General features: G+C 53.9%; 19 protein-coding genes, 1 pseudogene and 1 riboswitch. Of the genes and pseudogenes, 17 read left to right on the top strand and 3 right to left on the bottom strand.

Features of this window, described 5'->3' with window-relative positions:
• The first annotated feature begins 182 nt into the window (after window positions 1-182).
• The 4 genes and pseudogenes from K2F33_RS19940 (at window position 183) to K2F33_RS19955 (ending at window position 3,586) form a co-directional block, all read left to right on the top strand.
• Window positions 183-992 (top strand): transporter substrate-binding domain-containing protein, encoded by an 810-nt coding sequence (locus tag K2F33_RS19940; RefSeq protein WP_263878343.1) that lies wholly within the window; start codon window positions 183-185, stop codon window positions 990-992.
• A gap of 172 nt (window positions 993-1,164) precedes the next feature.
• A pseudogene (locus K2F33_RS19945) lies at window positions 1,165-1,821 on the top strand (amino acid ABC transporter permease); the annotation flags it as partial.
• Window positions 1,808-2,530: an amino acid ABC transporter ATP-binding protein gene (locus K2F33_RS19950; RefSeq protein WP_263878345.1), complete on the top strand. Its 723-nt coding sequence runs from the start codon at window positions 1,808-1,810 to the stop codon at window positions 2,528-2,530. The pseudogene K2F33_RS19945 and the gene K2F33_RS19950, both read left to right, overlap by 14 nt.
• 238 nt (window positions 2,531-2,768) lie before the next feature.
• A riboswitch (cyclic di-AMP (ydaO/yuaA leader) is annotated at window positions 2,769-2,923 on the top strand.
• A gap of 3 nt (window positions 2,924-2,926) precedes the next feature.
• The gene (locus tag K2F33_RS19955; protein WP_089547865.1) at window positions 2,927-3,586 is read left to right on the top strand and encodes a 3D domain-containing protein; all 660 of its coding nucleotides are present in this window, start codon (window positions 2,927-2,929) and stop codon (window positions 3,584-3,586) included.
• A gap of 72 nt (window positions 3,587-3,658) precedes the next feature.
• Here K2F33_RS19955 and K2F33_RS19960 read toward each other — a convergent pair whose 3' ends face one another.
• The gene (locus tag K2F33_RS19960; protein WP_263878346.1) at window positions 3,659-4,501 is read right to left on the bottom strand and encodes a polysaccharide deacetylase family protein; all 843 of its coding nucleotides are present in this window, start codon (window positions 4,499-4,501) and stop codon (window positions 3,659-3,661) included.
• A gap of 272 nt (window positions 4,502-4,773) precedes the next feature.
• Between K2F33_RS19960 and K2F33_RS19965 the strand changes: the two genes are divergently transcribed.
• The 7 genes from K2F33_RS19965 to mobB all read left to right on the top strand — a co-directional run bounded on the left by K2F33_RS19965 (window position 4,774) and on the right by mobB (window position 10,498).
• On the top strand, window positions 4,774-5,796 hold the full coding sequence (locus K2F33_RS19965) for an NADH:flavin oxidoreductase/NADH oxidase (RefSeq protein WP_089547863.1): 1,023 nt from the start codon (window positions 4,774-4,776) through the stop codon (window positions 5,794-5,796).
• A gap of 245 nt (window positions 5,797-6,041) precedes the next feature.
• Entirely contained in the window at window positions 6,042-6,710 is a 669-nt protein-coding gene (locus tag K2F33_RS19970) for a PspA/IM30 family protein (RefSeq protein ID WP_089547862.1), read from the top strand.
• 110 nt (window positions 6,711-6,820) lie between these two features.
• Entirely contained in the window at window positions 6,821-7,225 is a 405-nt protein-coding gene (locus K2F33_RS19975) for a DUF350 domain-containing protein (RefSeq protein ID WP_076171403.1), read from the top strand.
• Window positions 7,226-7,274: 49 nt separating this feature from the next.
• Window positions 7,275-7,781: a DUF4178 domain-containing protein gene (locus K2F33_RS19980; protein ID WP_076171405.1), complete on the top strand. Its 507-nt coding sequence runs from the start codon at window positions 7,275-7,277 to the stop codon at window positions 7,779-7,781.
• Window positions 7,782-7,795: 14 nt separating this feature from the next.
• Window positions 7,796-8,557: a DUF4247 domain-containing protein gene (locus tag K2F33_RS19985; protein ID WP_145132344.1), complete on the top strand. Its 762-nt coding sequence runs from the start codon at window positions 7,796-7,798 to the stop codon at window positions 8,555-8,557.
• Window positions 8,558-8,687: 130 nt separating this feature from the next.
• Window positions 8,688-9,962: a molybdopterin molybdotransferase MoeA gene (glp, locus tag K2F33_RS19990; RefSeq protein ID WP_089547860.1), complete on the top strand. Its 1,275-nt coding sequence runs from the start codon at window positions 8,688-8,690 to the stop codon at window positions 9,960-9,962.
• Complete coding sequence (mobB, locus tag K2F33_RS19995; protein WP_089547859.1) at window positions 9,959-10,498, top strand: molybdopterin-guanine dinucleotide biosynthesis protein B; 540 nt, start codon at window positions 9,959-9,961, stop codon at window positions 10,496-10,498. The genes glp and mobB overlap by 4 nt, the downstream gene beginning before the upstream one ends.
• Window positions 10,499-10,593: 95 nt before the next feature.
• Here the strand turns inward: mobB and xerS are convergent, their stop codons facing one another.
• Window positions 10,594-11,676, bottom strand: a complete 1,083-nt coding sequence (xerS, locus tag K2F33_RS20000) for a tyrosine recombinase XerS (protein WP_263878347.1) — start codon at window positions 11,674-11,676, stop codon at window positions 10,594-10,596.
• Window positions 11,677-11,862: 186 nt separating this feature from the next.
• Between xerS and K2F33_RS20005 the strand changes: the two genes are divergently transcribed.
• Together K2F33_RS20005 and K2F33_RS20010 are read left to right on the top strand one after the other, a co-directional pair.
• A complete protein-coding gene (locus tag K2F33_RS20005; RefSeq protein ID WP_263878348.1) occupies window positions 11,863-12,351 on the top strand; it encodes a GNAT family N-acetyltransferase in 489 nt (162 codons plus the stop codon).
• Window positions 12,352-12,543: 192 nt separating this feature from the next.
• Window positions 12,544-13,434 carry an aldo/keto reductase gene (locus K2F33_RS20010; RefSeq protein WP_089547858.1) on the top strand — a complete coding sequence of 297 codons (891 nt, stop codon included), beginning with the start codon at window positions 12,544-12,546 and terminating at the stop codon, window positions 13,432-13,434.
• 155 nt (window positions 13,435-13,589) lie between these two features.
• Here K2F33_RS20010 and K2F33_RS20015 read toward each other — a convergent pair whose 3' ends face one another.
• A complete protein-coding gene (locus K2F33_RS20015) occupies window positions 13,590-15,929 on the bottom strand; it encodes a helix-turn-helix transcriptional regulator (protein WP_263878349.1) in 2,340 nt (779 codons plus the stop codon).
• A 410-nt stretch (window positions 15,930-16,339) separates the two neighbouring features.
• Here K2F33_RS20015 and K2F33_RS20020 point away from each other — a divergent pair, with 410 nt between their 5' ends.
• From K2F33_RS20020 to K2F33_RS20035, 4 genes are read left to right on the top strand one after another with little or no spacing between them, the layout of a single operon-like run.
• Complete coding sequence (locus K2F33_RS20020; protein WP_263878350.1) at window positions 16,340-17,329, top strand: ABC transporter permease; 990 nt, start codon at window positions 16,340-16,342, stop codon at window positions 17,327-17,329.
• Window positions 17,330-17,359: 30 nt separating this feature from the next.
• On the top strand, window positions 17,360-18,247 hold the full coding sequence (locus tag K2F33_RS20025) for a carbohydrate ABC transporter permease (protein ID WP_263878351.1): 888 nt from the start codon (window positions 17,360-17,362) through the stop codon (window positions 18,245-18,247).
• Between the two features lie 39 nt (window positions 18,248-18,286).
• Window positions 18,287-19,819: an extracellular solute-binding protein gene (locus K2F33_RS20030; protein WP_084203935.1), complete on the top strand. Its 1,533-nt coding sequence runs from the start codon at window positions 18,287-18,289 to the stop codon at window positions 19,817-19,819.
• 33 nt (window positions 19,820-19,852) lie between these two features.
• On the top strand, window positions 19,853-21,631 hold the full coding sequence (locus K2F33_RS20035; protein ID WP_212984217.1) for a glycoside hydrolase family 35 protein: 1,779 nt from the start codon (window positions 19,853-19,855) through the stop codon (window positions 21,629-21,631).
• Window positions 21,632-21,664: the final 33 nt, after the last annotated feature.

Here is a 21,664-nt window from a genome sequence, read left to right on the forward strand (position 1 = left end):
AAAAGCTATAATCCGCATTATTCTGGCTATTTTGAAATGTATTGACCACTGTATGAAAATGTCATTGCATAATCATGCATTTTTATTGTATGATTAGAACCGTGGTTTTTCGGGCTGGGCCGGATACGGATCATGCCTTTGAACAACAATAAGTATCATTGAAATGGACAGGAGAGATAGATATGAAAAAATGGGGTATTCTAACGGCATGCATTCTGCTGGCAGGCTCCCTGCTTGCCGGGTGCGGAAGCAAACCTTCGACTGAGGGCGGCAAGGCAGCGGGCGAACAGCCGGCCAGCGGCAAGACGATCGTGCTTGGTACTAGCGCGGACTTCCCGCCGTACGAATTTCATAAAATGGTGAACGGCAAGGACCAAATCGTCGGCTTCGATATCGAAATCGCCAAGGAAATCGCCAAAGACATGGGGGCGCAGCTTGAAGTCAAGGACATGAGCTTTGATGCGCTTCTCGGCGAGCTGTCCACCGGCCGCGTAGATTTTGTCATTTCAGGCCTTACACCAAACGAAGAACGCAAGAAACAAATCGATTTTTCGAACAACTACTATAAGGCAGAGCAGGCCGTCGTCGTCAGAGAGGCTGACAAAGACAAATACAGCACGATGAAAGCTCTGGAAGGAGCTTCGCTCGGCATTCAGAAGGGTTCGATCCAGGAGGACATCGCCAAGACGATTCCGGGGGCGAAGATCACCGGCCTGGGCAAAATTTCCGACATCGTGCTGCAGCTGAATTCGAGCCGCGTGGATGCCTCCATCATGGAGAAGCCGGTTGCCGAAGCATACATCAAGAACGTCAAAGGTTTGGTAATTGCGGATGCGGTTCCTGATTATAAGGAAGACGGCTACGCGATCGGGATCAAAAAAGGCAACACCGAGCTCGTGAACCAAATCAATAAAACGCTGGACCGTCTGAAATCCGAAAACAAGATTGAGCAGTACGTCGCCGAAGCGAGCGATTTGGCTGCACAGAAATAGAGGTTAAGCTGTCTGTTCTCATTTTATACATCGGATAAAATAGCGAAGCGAATTCGCTATTTTTTCTGTTCAATGATGGGTACCTTGTTTCAAATATGTCCCGATCTGTTGTATACAGGGAAAGGATGGGACAGGCAGGTATGATGACAAAGGAGGTTCTTGGGTCTTTATGAATATGTTCTCCGTTTTTTGGGATTACCGGACGTATTTTGCGACAGGTATCCAGTATACACTGCTCCTGGCGGCCATCGGTGTCATCTGCGGCTTCGTGCTGGGCATTATTATATCCTTGATGCGGATGTCCCGCTTTTGGCTGCCGAAGCTAATCGGTTCGGTATGGGTGGAAGTTCTCCGCGGTACCCCGATGGTTGTTCAGCTGTTTATTATTCACTACGGCCTCGTGGCCTTCGGGGTCAAATTTACGCCGATCGAGTCCGGTGCAATTACGTTGTCCATTAACAGCTCCGCGTACCTTGCGGAAGTGTTCCGTGCCGGAATCCAGGGGGTGGACCGGGGCCAGTCGGAAGCGGCCCGTTCCCTGGGAATGACGCGCAGCATGACGATGCGGTACATCGTGCTGCCCCAAGCTGTAAAAAGCGTGCTGCCGGCCATCGGCAATGAGTTTATTACGATTATCAAGGAATCATCCATCGTATCGTTTATCGGCGTCACCGACTTGATGTACCAGTCGGGGGCTATCCAAGGGATTACGTATGATTACCTCAGTCCGCTGCTGGTCATTGCGGCCATCTACTTCATTATGACGTTCACCCTGTCCAAGCTGCTGGGGGTATTCGAAAGGAGGTTGAATACCGATGATCAGCGTTAAAGATCTGCGCAAATCGTTCGGCAAGCTGGAGATTCTGAAAGGGATCGACATCGACATCGCCAAAGGCGAGGTCCTCGTCGTGATTGGCCCCAGCGGCTCGGGGAAAAGTACCTTTCTCCGCTGCCTGAATCTGCTCGAAACGCCAACAGGGGGGCAGATCACGTTTGAAGGCGAGCCGATTACGGACAAACGCCACAACATCAATGCCACCCGCGAAAAAATGGGCATGGTGTTCCAGCATTTCAATCTGTTCCCGCATAAATCGGTGCTGCAGAACCTCATGCTGGCCCCGGTTAAGGTGAAAAAGCAGCCGCCGGCCGAGGCGGAACGGATTGCCCTTGACCTGCTGCGCACGGTCGGATTATCCGACAAGAAGGATGCGTATCCGTCCCAGCTGTCAGGCGGGCAGAAGCAGCGGATCGCCATCGCGCGGGCGCTGGCCATGCAGCCCCACGTCATGCTCTTTGACGAGCCGACTTCGGCCCTGGACCCGGAAATGGTCGGCGAAGTGCTGGAGGTCATGAAGAAGCTTGCGGAGGGCGGCATGACGATGGTTATCGTAACCCATGAAATGGGGTTTGCCCGGGAAGTCGGCGACCGGATCGTCTTTATGGACGGCGGACAAATCGTCGAGCAGGGGACGCCTGCGGAAGTGTTCGGTAACCCGCAAAACAGCCGCACGAAAGATTTTCTGAGCAAGGTTCTTTGACAAAGTGCCTGCATATAAAAATGATAAAGCCCTGGACGAGAATATTACTCATCCAGGGCTTTTTATGTACCTTTTCATGAATAAATTGTTAAAATGAATGAGGATTTTGTAACTATTTTAAAAGGAATTGAGCTGCTGCTCCCTTACTTAAGTCAGCTAACAACCCTAAATAAAGCCTGATAATTCAAGGCTTTTGGATTGGTAACATTTTCATGCGCACAGGTTACAAAATTGTGATATATTTGTTGAGCCGAAACTTTTCTAAGGTAAAGTGCGGGGGATGTAATTTGTGTACATAGTACGCTTGGGGTGAATCGCACCAATAGGGCGTAGGGTTGTCTCCTCAATCCGAATCCGACAGCTAACTTCGCAGGCATCACGACTTAAGGAGGAACCATGAAAAGATTTAAAGGAATCAAGACACTTGCAGCCATCATCGGCATTTCTCTGGCGGTACAAGCGGTACCCACGTTTGCGGACTCGGTCCATGTAGCGAAGGATGGAGATACCTTCTATACATTATCTAAACAATATGGCGTTAATTTGAATCAGCTGATGAATGCAAATCCGAGCGTAGAAGCAACCAATATTTATCCAGGCCTGAAATTAAACGTTCCAGGAGCAAGCACAGCCAAGGCATTTGCCGCAGAGGACAGCGGCTCCATCATCACAGCAGCTTCCCTGAACGTCAACGGCGATGACAAAGTTGTGGAAGCATGGGGTAAAACCTTCAATTACTCCAAAACACTCGACGTCCGAGCTACGGCTTATTCATCTGCCGCTAGCGAAAACGGCAAGTGGGGCGCAGTGGACTACTTCGGCAACCCGCTGAAGCTGGGAACGATCGCGGTTGACCCTTCCGTTATCCCGTTGGGAACGAAAGTGCTGGTTACCGGTCACAGCTTCCAAGGCCTTCCGAAGAAAGCCTTCGTAGCGACAGCTAAGGATACCGGCAGTGCGATTAAGGGGAAACGCATCGACATTTTCGTGCCGGGCAGCCCGGAAAGCGTTAGTGCCTTCGGGTTCCAGGACGTTGAGCTGTACTTCATTAAATAGTTCAAGCTTTTCATAATAACACGGAAAAACCGGCTTTTGTACTCAAGCCGGTTTTTTTGTACGCTCAGCGCGTTACTTGTCTTTTGGAACGTGAAGTAACCTCGGCAGCGTGACGAATGAATAGCCTTTATTTTTCAACGTCTGAATAATGTCCGGAAGGGCATCGATCGTACCGCTGAGATTGGACGTGGTTCCGCCTCCCGCATGCTGAAGAATGATCGAGCCTTGCCCAACGGTGGACAGCACGTTGCGCTTGACCGCTTCCTTGCTGATTCCTTTCCAATCCAGCGAATCGACGTTCCAGTTTACGATTTTGTAGCCCTGCTGCTTGGCCCAGCGCAGTTGGCGTTCCGTGATGTCTCCATAAGGTGGCCTGATCAGCTTGGGCTTATAGCCGACGATGCCGTAAAGCGTGTTCTCCGTCCGCTTAATCTCGGCTACATATTCGTCCATCTCTAATTTGTGAAACACGGGATGATTATAGGAGTGGTTTCCGATCACATGTCCTTCACGGACGATGCGCTCGACCAGCTCGGGATGCTTCTTCGCCCGGCTGCCCATCACAAAAAAGGTAGCTTTAATATGATGGGCTTTGAGCACATCCAGGATCTGAGGAGTAAATCTGGGATCCGGCACGTCATCAAAGGTTAGGGCCACCTCTTTGACGCGCGGACCGTGAATTTTGAACGTTTCGGGATATTTTTTGATCAGCTGGCCGAGCGTAAGGATCTGCTGTTCCTTCCGCTTTTCTTTCGCCTCCCGGCTGCTGGTTTCCCGTGCAGGTTCGGAACCTGACGGATGTTCCGGGGGTTCACCGCCTTGAGCGGCGGCTGCCGGCCACCCGGACTGCCAAGGACAGATCAACAACAAGATCAGCAGGGAAGACAGCAATGTGCTTAACAGCTTCTTTTTCATCCGTCTCGACTCCTTTCCACCGCGGACAAACAGCGAAAGCATGATTTATCCTTGTTATGTCCATATGTTGATGCAATTATGTTACTTTAAATCAGTTGCTTGGCCACATTTTCATATCGTTCGGCAAAGCGTGTATAATAGAACTGATGGATTACGGTCGCTGTACGTTGGCCGTAACCGCGAGGTATGGACGATAAACGGCGGCGCTGCAATCATATAACCCTGTTGTCATATAGGCTTAATCACATACAACATAAAGGAGACACGAAGCAATGGCAGATCTATTTACACCTTATGTACTTAAAGGATTATCTCTGAAAAACCGGATTGTTATGCCTCCGATGTGCCAATATTCGGTACAGGCTGAGGACGGGATCCCTAACAATTGGCATTATGTCCATTATATATCCCGCGCAGTCGGCGGAGCCGGATTGATTATCGTAGAGATGACGGGGGTTCACCCGGACGGACGGATTACGAACCGGGATACGGGAATATGGGATGACGGGCAGATCCCTGCTTACCGCAAAATCGTCGACGAAGTGCACGCCCATGGCGCAAGGATCGGCATCCAGCTGGGCCATGCCGGCCGCAAGGCGGAGGACGCGAACCCGCCCGTAGCCCCATCGGCCATCCGTTTTGACGAGAAATATAAAATTCCGAGAGCTTTGTCCACCGAAGAGGCCCAGAGTCTGGTTACCGCCTATGGGGAAGCGGCCCGGCGCGCGGTGGAAGCCGGCTTTGATACCGTGGAGATACACGGCGCTCACGGCTATTTAATCCATCAGTTCCATTCTCCGCTGACCAACCGAAGAGACGATGCGTATGGAAAAGACCTGGCCTTGTTCGGAGAAGAGGTTGTTAAAGCCGTCAAGAAGGCGGTCCCTGAAGACATGCCTGTTCTGATGAGAGTGTCAGCCAAGGAGTACGTGGACGGCGGTTATGACGTCGATTACTGCGCGGAAATCTGCCAACGATACCGGGATGCGGGCGTGGACGTATTCCATATTTCCTCCGGCGGTGAAGGTCATATCGGATCGAACGGCGGACCGAAGGCCGGCTCGGGGTACCAGGTGGAATTGGCGGAGCAAATGAAGGCAAAGCTGGATGTACCGGTAATCGCTGTCGGCCGCTTGGAAAATTACGAGGAAGCGCAGCAGGTGGTGCTGGAAGGAAAGGCGGATCTGGTCGCAGTCGGCAGAGGCATGCTGAAGGATCCTTACTGGGCGCTTCATGCGGCCCAAGAGTTGAACGGAGAACAGAAGATCCCGAAACAGTACTTGCGAGCTTTTTAACCTAGGCATTGCGGAAATGAAGCTAATCAAGCATTCACAACAAAACGCTGGAGTCAGATCCGTAGGATCGGCTCCCGCGTTTTTTAAACGGTAAACATACCCTTGAATGAAGACTCCTTGCTGCTATATTATGGAAGATGAACAAACGCCGAAAAAATTTTGGCGATTTTTGAAACGGTCCTAAAACTGCTGCGTAAAAGAGTATCAAGAAGAACACATTAACCTTTCAGGAGGAACAAGAAACCATGGCTATTTTCAAAAGACTGCGCGATTTAACAATGTCCAATATTAATGCGATTATCGATAAGGCAGAAGACCCGATCAAGATGACGGACCAATACATCCGCGATATGACCGAAGATTTGGAAGACGCGGAGAAGGCTGTAGCCGCTCAAATCGCCATCGAGAAAAAATTCAAGCAGCTGTACGAAGAGCAGCAGGCGCTCGTTGAGAAGCGTACCCAGCAGGCACACACCGCAGCCCAGGCACAAAACGTTGAGCTGGCCCGCCGTGCGCTGGAAGAGAAAAAATCGGCTGAGCAGAAAATGAACGAATACAAAGCAAGCTACGACCAGAACAAGGCTTCGGCCGACAATCTCCGTGCCAAGCTTGAGGAAATGCGCAAGCAGCTCACCGAAATGAAGAACAAAAGAGAGACGCTGGTAGCCCGCTATAATGCGGCCAAAGCGCAAACCGAAATCAACAAGGCGATGAACGGCTTCAGCACGGATTCTGCGACGAACGGCATGAAGCGGATGGAAGAGAAGATGCTGCAGATGGAGGCGCAAGCCGAAGCCAGCAACGAAATGTCCGCCAAAGGCAAATCGCTCGACGATGAGTTCGAACAGCTCGGTAAGGACAAAGAAGTTGAAGATGAGCTGGCAGCGCTCATGAAGCAGTACGAGAACAAATAATCTGCCATAAACCGGGTATGATGAATAGCGAAGGGGAACATTTGTCATATTTCTCCTTCGCTTTTATTATGTATGAGTGAGACGTTGAGAAGATGTGGAGGCTAAGGTAGATGGATTTTAATATCATTAAAGGGATTCTGGTATGGACAGGTTCCGGGGCGATCCTGCTCTTTATTTTGATGTTTGTGGATTCGCTGTTTACCAAGTACAAAGATTTTGAAGAAGTGAAGGCGGGCAACATGGCGGTCACCTCGCGCCTGGTCATCAAGCTGCTGTCCCAGGGTTACATTCTGTCCGTTTCGATTCGGACCTCGAATAACCTGCTGGAAGCGCTTGTCGTATCGATCGTCTCCTTCTTGATCTTACTCGTGCTGGAAGCGATCGTGCGCGTCTTGATGAGATGGTGGGCAAAGCTTGACCTGGATACAGGTACACAGCAGGGCAAAGTGGGTTACGGCCTGTTTGCCGGTACAATCCATTTGGTTGGCGCCCTCATCATTACCGCCTGCCTGTAGCACGACCCCAATATATATTAAAGTTTGATTACCTAAGGAGTTATAGCATATGAGTGTATTTAAAAGAATCGGCAACCTGTTTGCCAAGCCGGAACCGCCGAAACCGGAGAAAAGCATGCTGGCGCTCATGCCGGGAGATATTTGCGAGGTATCGCTGGTCACGTACGAAGTCATTGGACGCGTGCACAACCGCGGAAGAAACGCCGTTCTGCTCACGCTCCGGGACGGGAACACGATCGCTTACCTTCATATTGAAGAGCGCGAGACCGTGGAGTATGAATTGTACGCTCCGATCGACGGCCGGCTTGACAATCCTGCAGAAGTACCGACCGAGATCGACCTGGACGACCGGGTTTACTATATGGAAGAAGAATACATCGGTCATGTGTTAATTCAAGGCAAAACCCCGTTTACGCAAGGGGGAGAGCAGCACGTATGGCAGTACCAATCCGACGATTATCATCTGCTGCGGATCGAGTGGCAGAACGGACGCTTTATGCTGTATGAAGGAGAGAAAGTAATCCCAGGTGATGTGAAAGTCATCCGGGCCAATTAGAGGTGGGGCACATGATGGGTAAGAAGAGAAGCAGGTTTCTAGGCCTGAAGCTTCTGCTTGTCGCCAGCCTTGTGCTGTCTCTGCTGACCGGATGCGGCATCGGCTCGCCAAACGTCAAGGAGACCTATCCGCTGGAGTCGGTGAACCGCGACGGTAACGCTACGTCGTATGTGTATCGGGCCGCAGACAAGACGGTTCCCGAGGTTGCGAAGGAGCTGACGGACGAGAAGAAGCCCGACCAGATGTCGCCGGAAGATGCTGACCGGATGTTCCTGGTGTACGGTAACGAATGGTACCATCTGCAGAAAGATACCGCCAAGCCAAGCGATACGCTGATCGAAATCGACTCGCAGCAGTATGTGCAGCGGAATTACGATTCAAGCTTTCTTCAGGGCTATCTGACGGCCGCGCTCATCGGACAACTCTTTGATTCGTTCGGCGGGGGAGGCTCTTACCGGGGGTATACGAGCAGAGACATTTATCAGCCGAAGCAGGGAACGTACCATACTCCGACGACCAACGATAAAAAGGTGGCGCCGCCGCTGACGGTTGAGAAGAAGGGCTCGATTCTCCGCCGCGGCAAAAACAGCGACACGAATCCGAGCGTCGGTTCCGGAGGCAGCATTTTTGACCGGAAGAAAGATACCAAGACTCCGAGCAGGGGCAGCATTTCAAGGGGCGGCAGCAGCGGCTCCGGCCTGTTTGATGCACCGAAGCGTTCGTATACGAAGCCGAAAACCCGCGTCGGGTCAGGCAAGATCACAAGGCGCAGGTGACGGCTGGCCGCAAGCGAATAACCTGATGCCGTGTTCACGGCGGACGAAAACGCACGAAGCATGGATTCGTGCGTTTTTTTGTGTCATGATAGACAGTGGAGACATTCAGCAACGGAAGGATGATACATAAATGGATCAGACACGAACCGATTACGATAAATTTCACCGGAAACCGATGCAGGTCAAGGATGCCCAAAGGCTGATCGCCGGGTATGTAGAGGCAGGCGCTGTAGAAACGGTACCGCTGGCGGAGAGCGTCGGGCGCTTTCTGGCCGAGCCCGTTACCGCCCCGCATCCGTTTCCGCGGTTCCGCCGCTCCGGAATGGACGGGTACGCGATTCGGTCTGCCGACACCGCTTCTTGCAGCTCGGACGATCCGGTCTGGCTGGAAGTCATCGACGAGATTCCTTGCGGCAGCGTGTCCAGCCAAGTGATCCGTCCGGGGACGGCTGCGCGGATCATGACGGGCGCCGAAGTGCCGGACGGCGCGGACGCCGTCGTCATGCTGGAGATGACGGAGCAGCAGGAAAAGGACGGACGTGCCCGGGTTGGACTGAAGCGAAAAATCCAGGAGGGGCAAAACATAACCCCGATCGGCCTGGAGGTTCAGGAAGGACAGCTGCTGCTGAGCCCGGGGACCCGGATTTCGGCCGGGGAAATCTCGGTGCTGGCGACGTTCGGCATTCACCGTGTCCCGGTGTACCGCAAGCCGCGGATCGCGATTTTCTCGACGGGGTCGGAGCTGCTGTCCGTCGAAGAGCCGCTGCAGCCGGGGAAAATCCGCAACAGCAACACGTACATGCTCGCGGCCCAGGTGCGGGAAGCGGGGGGCGAGCCCTTTATCTTGGAAGCCATTATGGACGATTTGCAGCTGGCACAAGCACGGGTCGAGTCGGCTCTCCGGGAATATGATGCCGTCGTGACCAGCGGCGGTGTGTCAGTCGGCGACTACGACATTATGGGCGACCTCGTCCGCGGCGGCGGGGTGGAGATGCTGTATAACAAAATCGCCATGCGTCCCGGCAGCGTCACAACGGCGGCCGTAAAAGACGGCAAACTGCTCTTTGCGCTGTCGGGCAATCCCGGCGCCTGCTTCGTCGGCTTTGAGCTGTTCGTCCGGCCGACAATCCAGGGCATGATGGGAAGAAAGGATGCCTACCTTAAGGAGTGGACAGCCGTCCTGGACGTCGACTATACGAAGGTGAACGCCTTTACCCGCTACGTTCGCGGAAGAATGGAAGTCCGCGATGGATTGGTGTATGCCGTTCCGGCAGCGGTGGACGAATCGAGCGTCATGGTGACGATCAAGGACAGCGATTGCCTGATCGTCATTCCGCCCGCCAAGGCAGTCACACCGGCAGGATCCAAGGTGCAAATTTTGCTGCTTAAAGAGGGATCGAGATGAGCCGGCAAGATGTGAAACCGCCCGTCTGGCAAATCGTCGGGTATAAGAACAGCGGCAAGACGACGCTAGTCTGCAGTCTCGTCGAGAGGCTTGCGGCCAAAGGCATACGGACAGCGGTGATTAAGCATGACGCTCACGATTTCGACATCGATCATCCGGGAACGGACTCGTACCGGCACCGGAAATCGGGGGCGGGTGCAGTCGCCCTTGTGTCCTCGCAGCGTACGGCCGTGATCGAGGAAGCGGAAACCGGGCTGGACGAGCTCATCAAGCGGTTTTCCGCATACGACATGATTTTAGTGGAGGGCTTCAAGCAGGCGGAGTACCCCAAACTCGTGATGGTCCGCAGCCAGGAAGATCATTCGCTCGTTTCCGAATTAACATCCGTGAATGCGATCGTCTCCTGGCTTACCGATGACAAGGTGAGGGGGAACATGGATGTGCATCCGGGTTCCGTTCCGGTATTTGGCGTCAATGACACCGGCCGGATCACGGAATGGCTGCTTCACCATAGTAAGCACGGTACGACGGAATGAACGGAAACTAACCGTTTTGCAATAAAAAACAGCACGCCCTTCCTGATATACCGGATGCGGCAGTGCTGTTTTTATTGTGGCCTCGCCTAAAGCCGTTACGGTTCAAGCCTACGCTCAATCGCCTCGGACATCGTTTTGTCCGTGAGATGGGCGTACACCTCCGTCGTTTCGGTTGAGGCGTGGCCGAGCTGTTCCTTCGTTTTGTAAATATCGTTTTGCAAATAATAGTCGGTGGCAAAGGAATGCCGGAGCTTATGTACGGTGAGATAAGGCTTGCCGAAGCGCTTGGCATACTTGATGATCATCGCCTGGATCGCCCGCTTGGTCATGCGTCCGCCTTCCTGATGCCCGTTCGGAAGCGCTGCAAACAGCGCTTTTTCCCGCTTGGGCACCTTGTATCTGGACTGACGCAGGTTAAGGTACTGGGCCAAATCATCCCTTGCCTGCTCGCGGAAATAGACCGGGGTCTTGAACGTCTCGTCGTTATTGCCCTTCCGGTACACATACAGCATCTTGTTGTTCATGTCCAGATCATCGACATTCAGGTTAACGACCTCGGACACCCGAAGCCCCGAGTTCAAAATCAGGCTGGCAATGCAGGCATCGCGTTCCTTATTCAGCTCATGGGCGTAGAGCGCCTGCTTGTTATTGGCGACATCCTTGGCGTAGCCGTCCATAATATAACCAATAAACTCCAGGAGCTCGTCTTCCTCGAGGATCTTCCCTTTTAGTTTGGCGGCCGTGTCTTTCGGTTTGTGGATCCGTTTGATCTCCACCTTCGCCATAATGTTGCGCTTCAGGAGCGGATAAAAGTTGTCATCCTCGGCAATTTGGCTTAAGTAATGAAACAGGGAGCGCATGGAAGAAAGCTTGCGGGAGACGGTAATTTTGGAGTTGGCACTCTCCCGGCGGGTCGTTAAATACAAGCGGTAGCTGACGACGTCTTCCATCCGCAGCACCTCCAGCTCTTCCAGCGTTACCTTGCCGATGTCCGGCGCAGCGGACAATCCTTCGGCCCGGAGCCAGTTGAAGAACGTTTCGTAATCCCGGATATATTCAAGCAAAGTGGACGGCGACAGATCAGGCAGCTTGTAATCGATAAATTGCTGGACGTACCAAGGCATGATCAGCACTTTGTCGTCGAGCTTTTTCCGGTCTTGTTCCTTTTGAACATTCATCGTCATCCCTCATCTTTCCTTTTCTTCGTATCTTTTTATATTAACACAATGGGCGAACAGATGTCCGCTTCAATTACGTATATGTCAGGAAATCCGTCCGTGTATAACCTTGCCCGTCCGTTGACAAAGTTATATAGTGGAAATGAAGTTTAGGATCGTGAACAGGAAAATAGGAAGGTGAAGTTAATGGAGTTCAGGCTGGACCTGGTTCCGCACAAGCGCAGGCAAGTGATCTACAATTTGATGCAGCTGTATATGTACGATTTTTCCCGCTACCAGGATATCGTGGTGGACGATAACGGCAAATTTCCCGAGTACCCGGGAATCGACGAGTACTGGCGTAGGGGAACCGGCAAGCATGCTTTTTTGATTTCGTACGATAAGGTGCCGGCCGGTTTTGCGCTGGTGGACCGGCTGTACGACCCGGTCGAAGGCGACTTTTACATGACGGAGTTTTTTATTATGCAAAAATACCGCCGCACCGGCATGGGAACCTGGGCTGCGCAGTCGCTGTTCGATCGGTTCAAGGGCAGATGGAAAGTGACCCAGATCAAAAACAATCTGCCGGCTCAGGCCTTCTGGCGGAAAGTGATCGGCAGCTACACGAACGAGCGGTATTCGGAAAAGGTTCACCCGCAGTATGGCAATATCAGCCAATATTTTAGCAGTTTATAGATGGAACTGAATACATAGGCTCTCGCTGACTGGGAAGCGAGCATTTCTTGAATCGGAGCGGGCCGGGGAGGAAGAACCGTCCATGCCAGCGGTTTGGCGGCCCTCCGTTTTGGGTAAACATCTCATATACTGCGTAAAAGTCACTTCGTATCTATGAACGTATCCAATTATGAAACCAGGGAGGATTTCATTATGGAAAGACGGGCATTCGGCAAGACAGGCATGGAAGTGAGTATTTTGGGCTTTGGCGGAGCGGAGATCGGCAAGGAAACGGACCTTTCCAAAGTCGAGCAGCTGCTGGGCAGCGCTCTTGATGCGGGCCTGAACATGATCGATACGGCGGAGTGCTACGGCGACAGCGAGGAGCTGATCGGCAAAACGATGGCGAACCGCCGCAGCGAATATTATTTATTCACCAAGTGCGGACATGCCTCCGGCTTGGATTATAAAGATTGGGACCCTGAGCTGCTGGAGAAAAGCATCGACCGCAGCCTGAAGCGGCTGCAGACCGATTATGTCGACTGCATCCATCTGCACAGCTGCTCGGAGGATGTGCTGAGACAGGGCGCGGTGATCGAAGTGCTGCAAAAGGCCAAGCAGCAGGGAAAGACGCGGTTTATCGGATACAGCGGCGATTCGATTGACGCATTGTATGCGGTGCAAACCGGCGTGTTTGACAGCTTGATGGTGTCGCTCAATATCGCCGACCAGGAAGTGATCGATCTGACGCTACCGGAAGCCCGCAAGCGGGGAATGGGGATCATCGCCAAGCGGCCGATCGCCAACGTAGCCTGGACTTACGACAAGCTCCCCGAGAACGCCTACCCGTATAAATACTGGCAGCGGCTGAAGGAGCTGCAGTATGACTTTCTGAGGGACAACGAACAGGCGGTGGCGGATGCCCTTCATTTTACGCTGGATACGCCCGGGGTGGATACCGCGATCGTGGGAACGAACAAGCCCGGGCGCTGGTCGCAGAACGCTGAGATGCTTGCAAGCACGAGCCTGAGCCATGACAAGTACCAGGAGATCCGGGCGCGCTGGAAGGAAGTGGCCCCGCGGGACTGGGTGGGTCTGACGTAAGAGATCGGCCTGACGTAAGGCGTCCCGGGGCTAAACGGCTCATGACGAAGCGCAATTAACCTTAATGAATTGCCCGATAGAGAAGGCTCCCTTGGAACACTTCAAGTTCCGGAAGGGAGCCTTTTTTGCATGCCTGGAGACCGGGAGAACCACTCTTATTCGGCCTTTCCGAGCTTCGTTTCGCTAAATTGAAGACGGTACTGCCCTGGCGTCATTCCCTCAAGCTTTTTAAACATCCGGTTGAAATACGGCGGCTGATAGCCTACCGATTTGGCGATTTCGTTCATTTTGAGGTCGGTCGTCAGCAGAAGCTTTTTGCAGCGGCCGATTTTGAGCGCCGTTAAATAATCAATGTAATTCGAGCCGGTCATTTGGCGGAACGCCTTGCTGAGATGCGACACGCTGACTCCGGCTTCCATGGCGAACGTCTCGAGGGAGATATCACACATGTAATTGTCGTGAATGGTTGCCAGCACCTGATCGACGATATCCTTCATGGCATGCTGGTAGCTCTTGGACAGCATGTCGATGTACGGCCGAATTACCCGTTTGCCGAACCACTGGATACACGCCTCAGCGTCCCTCAGCGTCCTCAGTTCTTCTTCCAGCTGGACGCCGTCAAAGAGGGCGTACGGGTTATGTCCCGACTGCAGCATGGACCGGTACAGGCTGCTCTTCAGGCGCATCAGTCCCTGGTGGACGACCCATTCGGGCGCGCCTTCATTTTTTAGCGCGGTCACGAACCGCTCCAGGATGTCCGCTGCCTCGCGTTCCAGCCCGAGGTTCAGTGTATGCGTAAATTCCTGCTCCAGATCGTACGGAAAATCGACTTCGGGATTCGCCTGCTCCAGCACGGCGGTTGCATCCAGCAGCTGGCTCTCCGACGTAAACGTGCGGTAGCTGAGCGCTTTGCGCGACTGTTCCAGCAGGTAAGGAATGTCCATCCACAGCGACGCCGGGCCATTCACGACGATCGTCGACGGCATGCGCAGCACATGCTCCAGCGCACGGAGCATATCCCTGCCAAGCCGAAGCAGTTCATCCCGGGCATCCATGGCGGAGGTTTCCGGAAATATCAGCACCGCGGCAATCGAACCGTCGAGCAAATCGAGCGTATGCACATAGGTTGCCGACGCCTCCGACATTTCGCCGACGATGTTGATGGCCGCGTAGGTGATGAGCTGGCTGTCCTTTTCTGTCAGGGGGGCCTTGTGACCGTCAAGTCCGTGCAGCTGGCAGACCACGACCGAAAACAGGCAGCCTGTCACGTCGAGCTGCAGGGCGCGAAGTTTTTCGATCATTTCCGTCTCCGATAAATGAGCGGCTTGTCCCAGGACAAACTGGTTGATCAGCGCTTCCCTGACTTTGGGAGTGGATTGATCCAGCCGGCTCTGCAGCGACTCGTTGGCAAACCGGTACTGCTGCCATTTTGCCTCAATGTAGGCCATTTCGTCGGACGGGTCGGCGTCTTCATCCGTTTTGCCGTCCCTGACCAGATCCATCACTTTGCGGAACGGCTGGTAGAAGCGGTTGGACGCAAACCAGCTCAGCCCGAGCGCGGCGATGAGAGACAGAACCCAGTAGACGACCACCACATGCGTATAGGCACTGTTGGGCGCGGTGACTTTGGATGACGGGGTACCCGTCACAAAGGTCCAGATCCGGTTCATTTTCTCAAAAGAAACCGCATTCATGAGGAACTGCTCATGATCCGCACGGATTTGAAAGCGCGACTGGCTGTCATACGTGCGCTTGGTCGAGCCGAGCTGTTCCATGATCCGCGGCAGCAGCTCGGGATACGACTTGGCGGCATCCGACTGACCAATGACCACGTCGCTGCCATCGAGAACATAAGCGGCCTGGTCTGGGGTCACGTTCAATTGGAGCATGGACGGGTTGACGTACAGGACGAGCGCCCCGTAAGAGGTTTGGCCGTTAAAAGGCAGCTTCATGACGATCGCATGCTTGGAGCCGCTGCGCCCAAACGGCCGGGTGAGATGATTCGTCCAGAAAATGCCCTTATCCCCGTTCATGAGACTGTTCCAAACGGCACGATCCGCCGGATCGTCCAGCGTGCGCAGGCCAAGGACCGGCTGCAGCAGCACATTCTGCTTCGGTATGTACAAATAAGCCTGATCGATCAGCGATTCCCCGTTTTCGATCAGCGACATCGTGTCCAGCAGTTCCTGGGTCTTTTCGAACTCATCGACATAGTTCATGTCCGCGATCGCAGGCTTAAAGATGGGGTTGGCCATCATGTGCAGGGCGTACTGTACCAGCTGGGCGAACTGGCCGTCGATTCTGCGCACCGATTCCCGCAGCATGATCTCGTTATTTTGCTGATACTGCTGGATCAGGTACCGGTTGCCGACATACCCGCCAATGCAGCTGACGATCGTGATCGGAATACAGGTCAGCAGGATCGCAAGCGCGATGCTTCTCCAGTATACGGTCCCTTTCGATGCGAACCTTTTCGCCAAGTAGTCTCTCAACATGGTAACCACTCCCGCTCGTTTGCTTCCGCTTTGAATCTTGATCATAACGATAGTATGTCTATCATAACGAACGGCAGCGGGGTTGAATAGACCTGTAACCCATGAATTTCCGCCAGTCAAAAAAGTGCAATCCCCAGAAACGGACACACGGAAATGATTGATCAAAAGCGGCCTCAGCCGCTTCGCTTAAAGAATTGGACATGTCCAAGGGTGTGGCGCCTGTTCTGACGGGAAAGAAAATCGAATTGCCGGAAATCCGGCGGTCCCCTAACATGATTCACATAAGCGGCCGCAGGGCGGCAGGCTCATAACCACCGGATGGATATCAACCCGGGCAGCAGCCAGCCATCCCGATTGCCGCGGATCAGCTAGCAGGGGACCGACATTTATGACGAAAGAGAGGGAGCGCGATGAGCGAAACATCGATGGGCGGGCAGTCCGAGCGGCGATCCGCCCCGGGGAAATCTGCTCCGCTAAGGGAGATCACGCTGAAGAAGCGGAGGCTGTGGCCGGATCTTCGGCGCGACAAGTATTTGTATTTACTGGCCATGCCGGGGCTGCTGTTTTTCATTATTTTTAAGTACATCCCCATTACGAATCTGGTCATTGGCTTCCAGGATTATTCTCCTTACCTTGGGATCATGGGCAGCAAGTGGGTCGGATTTGAGCACTTTGTCCGCTTTTTCTCCAACCCCGATTTCTGGATGCTGCTCCGCAATACGCTGGGCATCAGTCTGATGAATCTGGTGTTTTTCTTCCCGGCTCCGATTATTCTGGCCCTGATGATGAACGAGGTGAGAAATCAGATCATGAAGCGGTCGGTTCAGTCGCTGATCTATATTCCGCATTTTTTGTCCTGGGTGCTGATTTACGGGCTGACGTATTTGATGTTCTCCCAATCAGAAGGGCTGATCAACAAGCTGCTGGAGGCAAGCGGGAGGAGCACCGTCGATATTTTATCGAATCCGCATTATTTCTGGGGCATGCTGACGGTTCAGTCCATTTGGAAGGAAGTAGGGTGGGGTACGATCATCTTCCTCGCGGCGATCGCGGGCGTCGATCCCCAGCAGTATGAAGCAGCTGTCATGGACGGTGCCGGGCGGTTCCGCCGGATGTGGCATATTACGCTGCCCGCGATGCGCAATGTCATTATGATCCTGTTCATTTTGCGCCTCGGCACGATTATGGATACCGGCTTCGAGCAGGTGTACCTGATGATGAACGCGGCGGTAACGGAGGTGGCCGAAGTGTTCGATACCTATGTATACCGGGTCGGCATCCGCCAAGGCGAGTTCAGCTACAGCACGGCCATCGGCCTGTTCAAATCGGTCGTCGGCGTCATCCTGGTCGTCCTTGCGAACAAGGCGGGTAAACGCCTGGGTCAAGACAGCTTGTACTAAGGTAAAACTTCGAAAGGAGAGTTGCAGCGGATGGAACTGTCCCTGACCTGGAAAGACCGCCTGTTCAGCCTGTCCAACGGCGGGCTGCTGATTTTGTTCAGCCTGGCCATGGTGTTTCCGATTTATTATACGATTGTGCTTTCGTTTACGGATCCGACGGAGTATTATACGAGGGATTTGATTTTGTGGCCGCATCACTGGTCGCTGGATGCATACCGCTATCTGCTGAGCAACGGCTTGTTCGTCAATTCGGTGCTGATCAGCCTGTTTCTGGCGACCGTGGGCACGCTGCTGAGCTTGCTGGTGACCGGGGGACTGGCCTATGCCATCTCGGTCCGCCGGCTCCGGTTCCGCAAGACGATGATGGTCATGATCCTGATTACGTTTTTGTTTACGCCGGGACTTGTGCCGCTGTACATGGTGGTCCGAAACCTCGGCCTGATTGACAGCGTCTGGTCGCTGATTTTGCCGTCGCTGACGAGCGGCTGGTACGTGCTGCTGATGAAAGGCTTTTTCGACAGCATCCCGGACAGCCTGGAAGAGGCCGCGCGGATCGACGGCTGCACCGAAATCAGCGTGTTCTGGCGGATTATCATTCCATTGTCGCTGCCGGCGGTGGTCGCTTTCGGGCTGTTTTTTGCGGTGGGGTACTGGAACACCTATTTCAACGCGATCATGTTCATCAATGAGCAGAACAAATGGCCGCTGCAGGTGCTCCTGCAAAATATGCTCGTCGATCCGACGACGATGGGCGGCGGCGAGAACGCCAATATCAGCGTTACGATGAACCGGCAGATGCCGACGGAGACGCTCAAAATGGCCGCGGTGGTCATTGCGACGATTCCGATTATGCTCGTATATCCGTTCCTCCAGAAGCACTTCGCCAAAGGGGCGATGGTGGGCTCGGTCAAGGAATGAAGATATAGTACAGGGTAAATCCAAAGGAGGTTATTCTCTATGAAAAGACAAGCAGAACAGAGAGCAAGGCAATGGTTCATCAAAACGCTCGTTGTGGCGGTGGGCACCAGCCTGCTGCTGTCCGCCTGCGGCGGCGGGGGTAAAAGCGGCTCGGCGGATTCTTCGGCCCCGACCAAGATACAGATGCAAACGCTGAATTACGCGACGGAGTTTATCGACAATACGAATCCGATCTGGAAGGAATTTGAGAAGCGCACGAACACACAGCTGGATATTACCTGGCTGTCGCCGACAACGTCCGAGGAGAAGATCAACGTCATGCTGGCATCCGGCGATCTGCCGGAGGTGACGTTCGTGGAATCGCTGCTGAATCCGCAGCTGCAAAAAATGATAGGCCAAGGCGTGTTCTGGGATCTGACCCCGTTCATCAAGGATTACCCGAATCTGAGCCAGCCCGCGCTCGCCGAAATGTGGACGGATTCGAAGGTCGACGGCAAAAATTACAGCATTCCCCGCTATTACCCGAGCTATGGAGGAGGGGCGTTCCCGATTCTGCGCAAGGACTGGATGGACAAGCTGGGATTGCAAACCCCGACCACCATGGACCAATTTTTCGACGTGCTGAAGGCGTTCAAGGAGAAGGACCCGAACGGAAACGGCCAGGCGGACGAAATTCCGTATGCCGCCAACAGCGATACGATGGGCTTTGTGTATGGAGTGTTCAACGGCGTGCAGGGTGCCTGGAAGCTGAAGGATGACAAGCTGGTGCCGACGATTACGGAAGACGCGTCGCGGGATGCGCTCCTCTGGATCAAAAAAGCGTATGACGCCGGACTGTTCCCGAAAGATTTCGCGATCCTGAAGTACTCCCAGACGGTCGACCTGATCCGCGGCGGCAAATCGGGCGGCACGTCGCAGTCGATGAACCACGCCTGGGTGACGGGCTCCAAAATCAGGGAAGTGGTGCCTACGGCCGATTACATGCCGATCACCTATCTGCAAAACGCGGAAGGGGAAAAATATACGCCATCCGGATCGCCGTATTACGGCGTGTACCTGATCCCGAAAAAAGTGCCGGAAGCCAAGGTGAAGAAAATCCTTGAATTTTTCGATTACGCTTACGGCAAGGAAGGCAATGAGCTGGCAACTTACGGCATTGAAGGCGTCGACTACACGGTCGAGAACGGCCGCAAAATCCCGACGCCGCAGGCAGCCAAGGACCAGGTGGGCGACGGCAACATGAACAACCTGATCCACCTCATCAGCGACGATATGTCGATCGGAGCGGTCGGCATGCCGGACGACGTATACAACCGTAATGTGGAAATCGTCAATGAGCGCAAACAAATCAAGACACCGAACCCGGGCAACGAGCTGTACTCCGAAGCCTACAATAAATACTATCCGGAAATTTCGAAAAAAGTGAGCGATATGCGCACCAAAGTGATCATCGGCAAGGATACGATCGAAAACTACGACAAGCTCATCGAGCAGCTCCGAAGCGATCCGACGCTGAAACAGGTTGCGGATGAGATGACAGAGGCTTATCATAAAAAAATGGAAAGCAAGTAACCTCCAAATCCCATTCATGAGAGAGGCGAAACGATGAGTGTACTAAGCGTTCAAGGCAAGCAGTTTGTGTGGGACGGCGAGCCCATCCGCCTGGTTTCCGGGGCGATCCATTATTTTCGGGTCGTTCCCGAGTATTGGCGGGACCGGTTAACGAAGCTGAAGGCTTGCGGCTTTAACACGGTGGAGACCTATGTGGCCTGGAATATCCATGAGCCCAGAAAAGGGGAGTTCGTGTTCGATCACGGGGCGGATCTCGTCCGCTTCGTCGAAACGGCCGGTGAACTCGGCCTGCATGTCATCGTAAGACCCAGCCCGTATATTTGCGCCGAATGGGAGTTCGGCGGTCTGCCCGCCTGGCTGCTCAAGGAACCGGGTATCCGGCTGCGCTGCAATGACCACCGGTATTTGAGCCACGTCGATGCTTATTATGACGTGCTGATTCCGAAGCTGGTTCCGCTGCTCAGCACGAACGGCGGGCCGATCATTGCGATGCAGATCGAGAACGAATACGGCAGCTACGGCAATGACAAGGCGTACCTGAACCATTTAAAGAAAGGGCTTACATCCCGCGGTGTGGACGTGCTGCTGTTCACCTCGGACGGGCCGGGAGATTTTATGCTGCAGGGCGGCATGGTGGAGGGTGTGCTGGAGACGGTCAACTTCGGGTCCCGTGCGGTTGAAGCCTTTCAGGAACTTGAAGCCTATCAGCCGGACAAGCCGTATATGTGCATGGAGTTCTGGAACGGATGGTTTGACCATTGGGGCAAGCCGCATCATACCCGCGATGCGGCGGATGCTGCGCGCGTGTTCGAGGACATGCTGGCGGCCGGCGCTTCGGTCAACTTCTATATGTTCCACGGCGGGACGAACTTCGGCTTTTACAACGGCGCGAACTGCGGGGAAGAAGGGTACGCGCCGACCGTCACCAGCTATGATTATGATTCTCCGCTGAATGAATGGGGAGAGCCGACAGAGAAATTTTATGCGGTCCGGGACGTTCTATCGAAGTACGTGGACCTGCCGGAACTGCAGCTTCCCGATCCGATCGAGCGGAAGAGCTACGGCGAGGTCCGCCTGACCGACCGGGTCGGCTTATTCGACTCGCTCTCCGACCTGTCGAACGCGGTGGAGCGGGCTGTGCCGGAAACGATGGAGCAGCTGGATCAGGACTACGGCTTTATCCTGTACACGACCTTCGTCTCCGGGCCGCGCGGCGAAGCCGACCTGATCCTGCAGGAGGTGCGGGACCGTGCACTCATTTTTGTCGACGGGGAGTACCGGGGCGTCGTGCAGCGCTGGGATGAGCAGCGCAGCCTGAAGCTGACGATTCCGGCCGGCGGCGCGAAGCTGCAAATTTTGGTGGAGAACCTCGGAAGGGTCAATTACGGGCCGTACATGCACGACCCGAAAGGGATTACCGAAGGGGTCCGGTTAGGCAACCAGTTTTTGTTCGGATGGACGATCCACACGCTTCCGCTGAACAACCTGGACCAGTTGGCCTTTGTTCCGCATCTGAAGGAAGAAGAGGCCGCCGGCTTAGATGCTGCAAGCCAGAATACCCCTACATTTTACAGAGGCACCTTTGAGGTAAGCGGAACCGCCGATACCTTCTTGGACGTCACAGGCTGGACAAAAGGCGTCGCTTATATTAACGGGTTTAACCTCGGCCGGTACTGGGAGGTTGGGCCGCAGTCCACACTGTATATCCCGGCACCGCTGCTGCGCGAAGGCCGGAACGAAATCATACTGTTCGAGCTGCACGGTACGCGGCAGCCGTCCGTCACGCTGGCGGATCAGGCAAAGCTTGGTTAAAGCGAACAAAGTTAATTCCTGCGAGAAAGACAG

This window comes from Paenibacillus sp. PSB04 (assembly GCF_025809195.1).
GTDB classification, from domain to species: domain Bacteria; phylum Bacillota; class Bacilli; order Paenibacillales; family Paenibacillaceae; genus Paenibacillus_AQ; species Paenibacillus_AQ favisporus.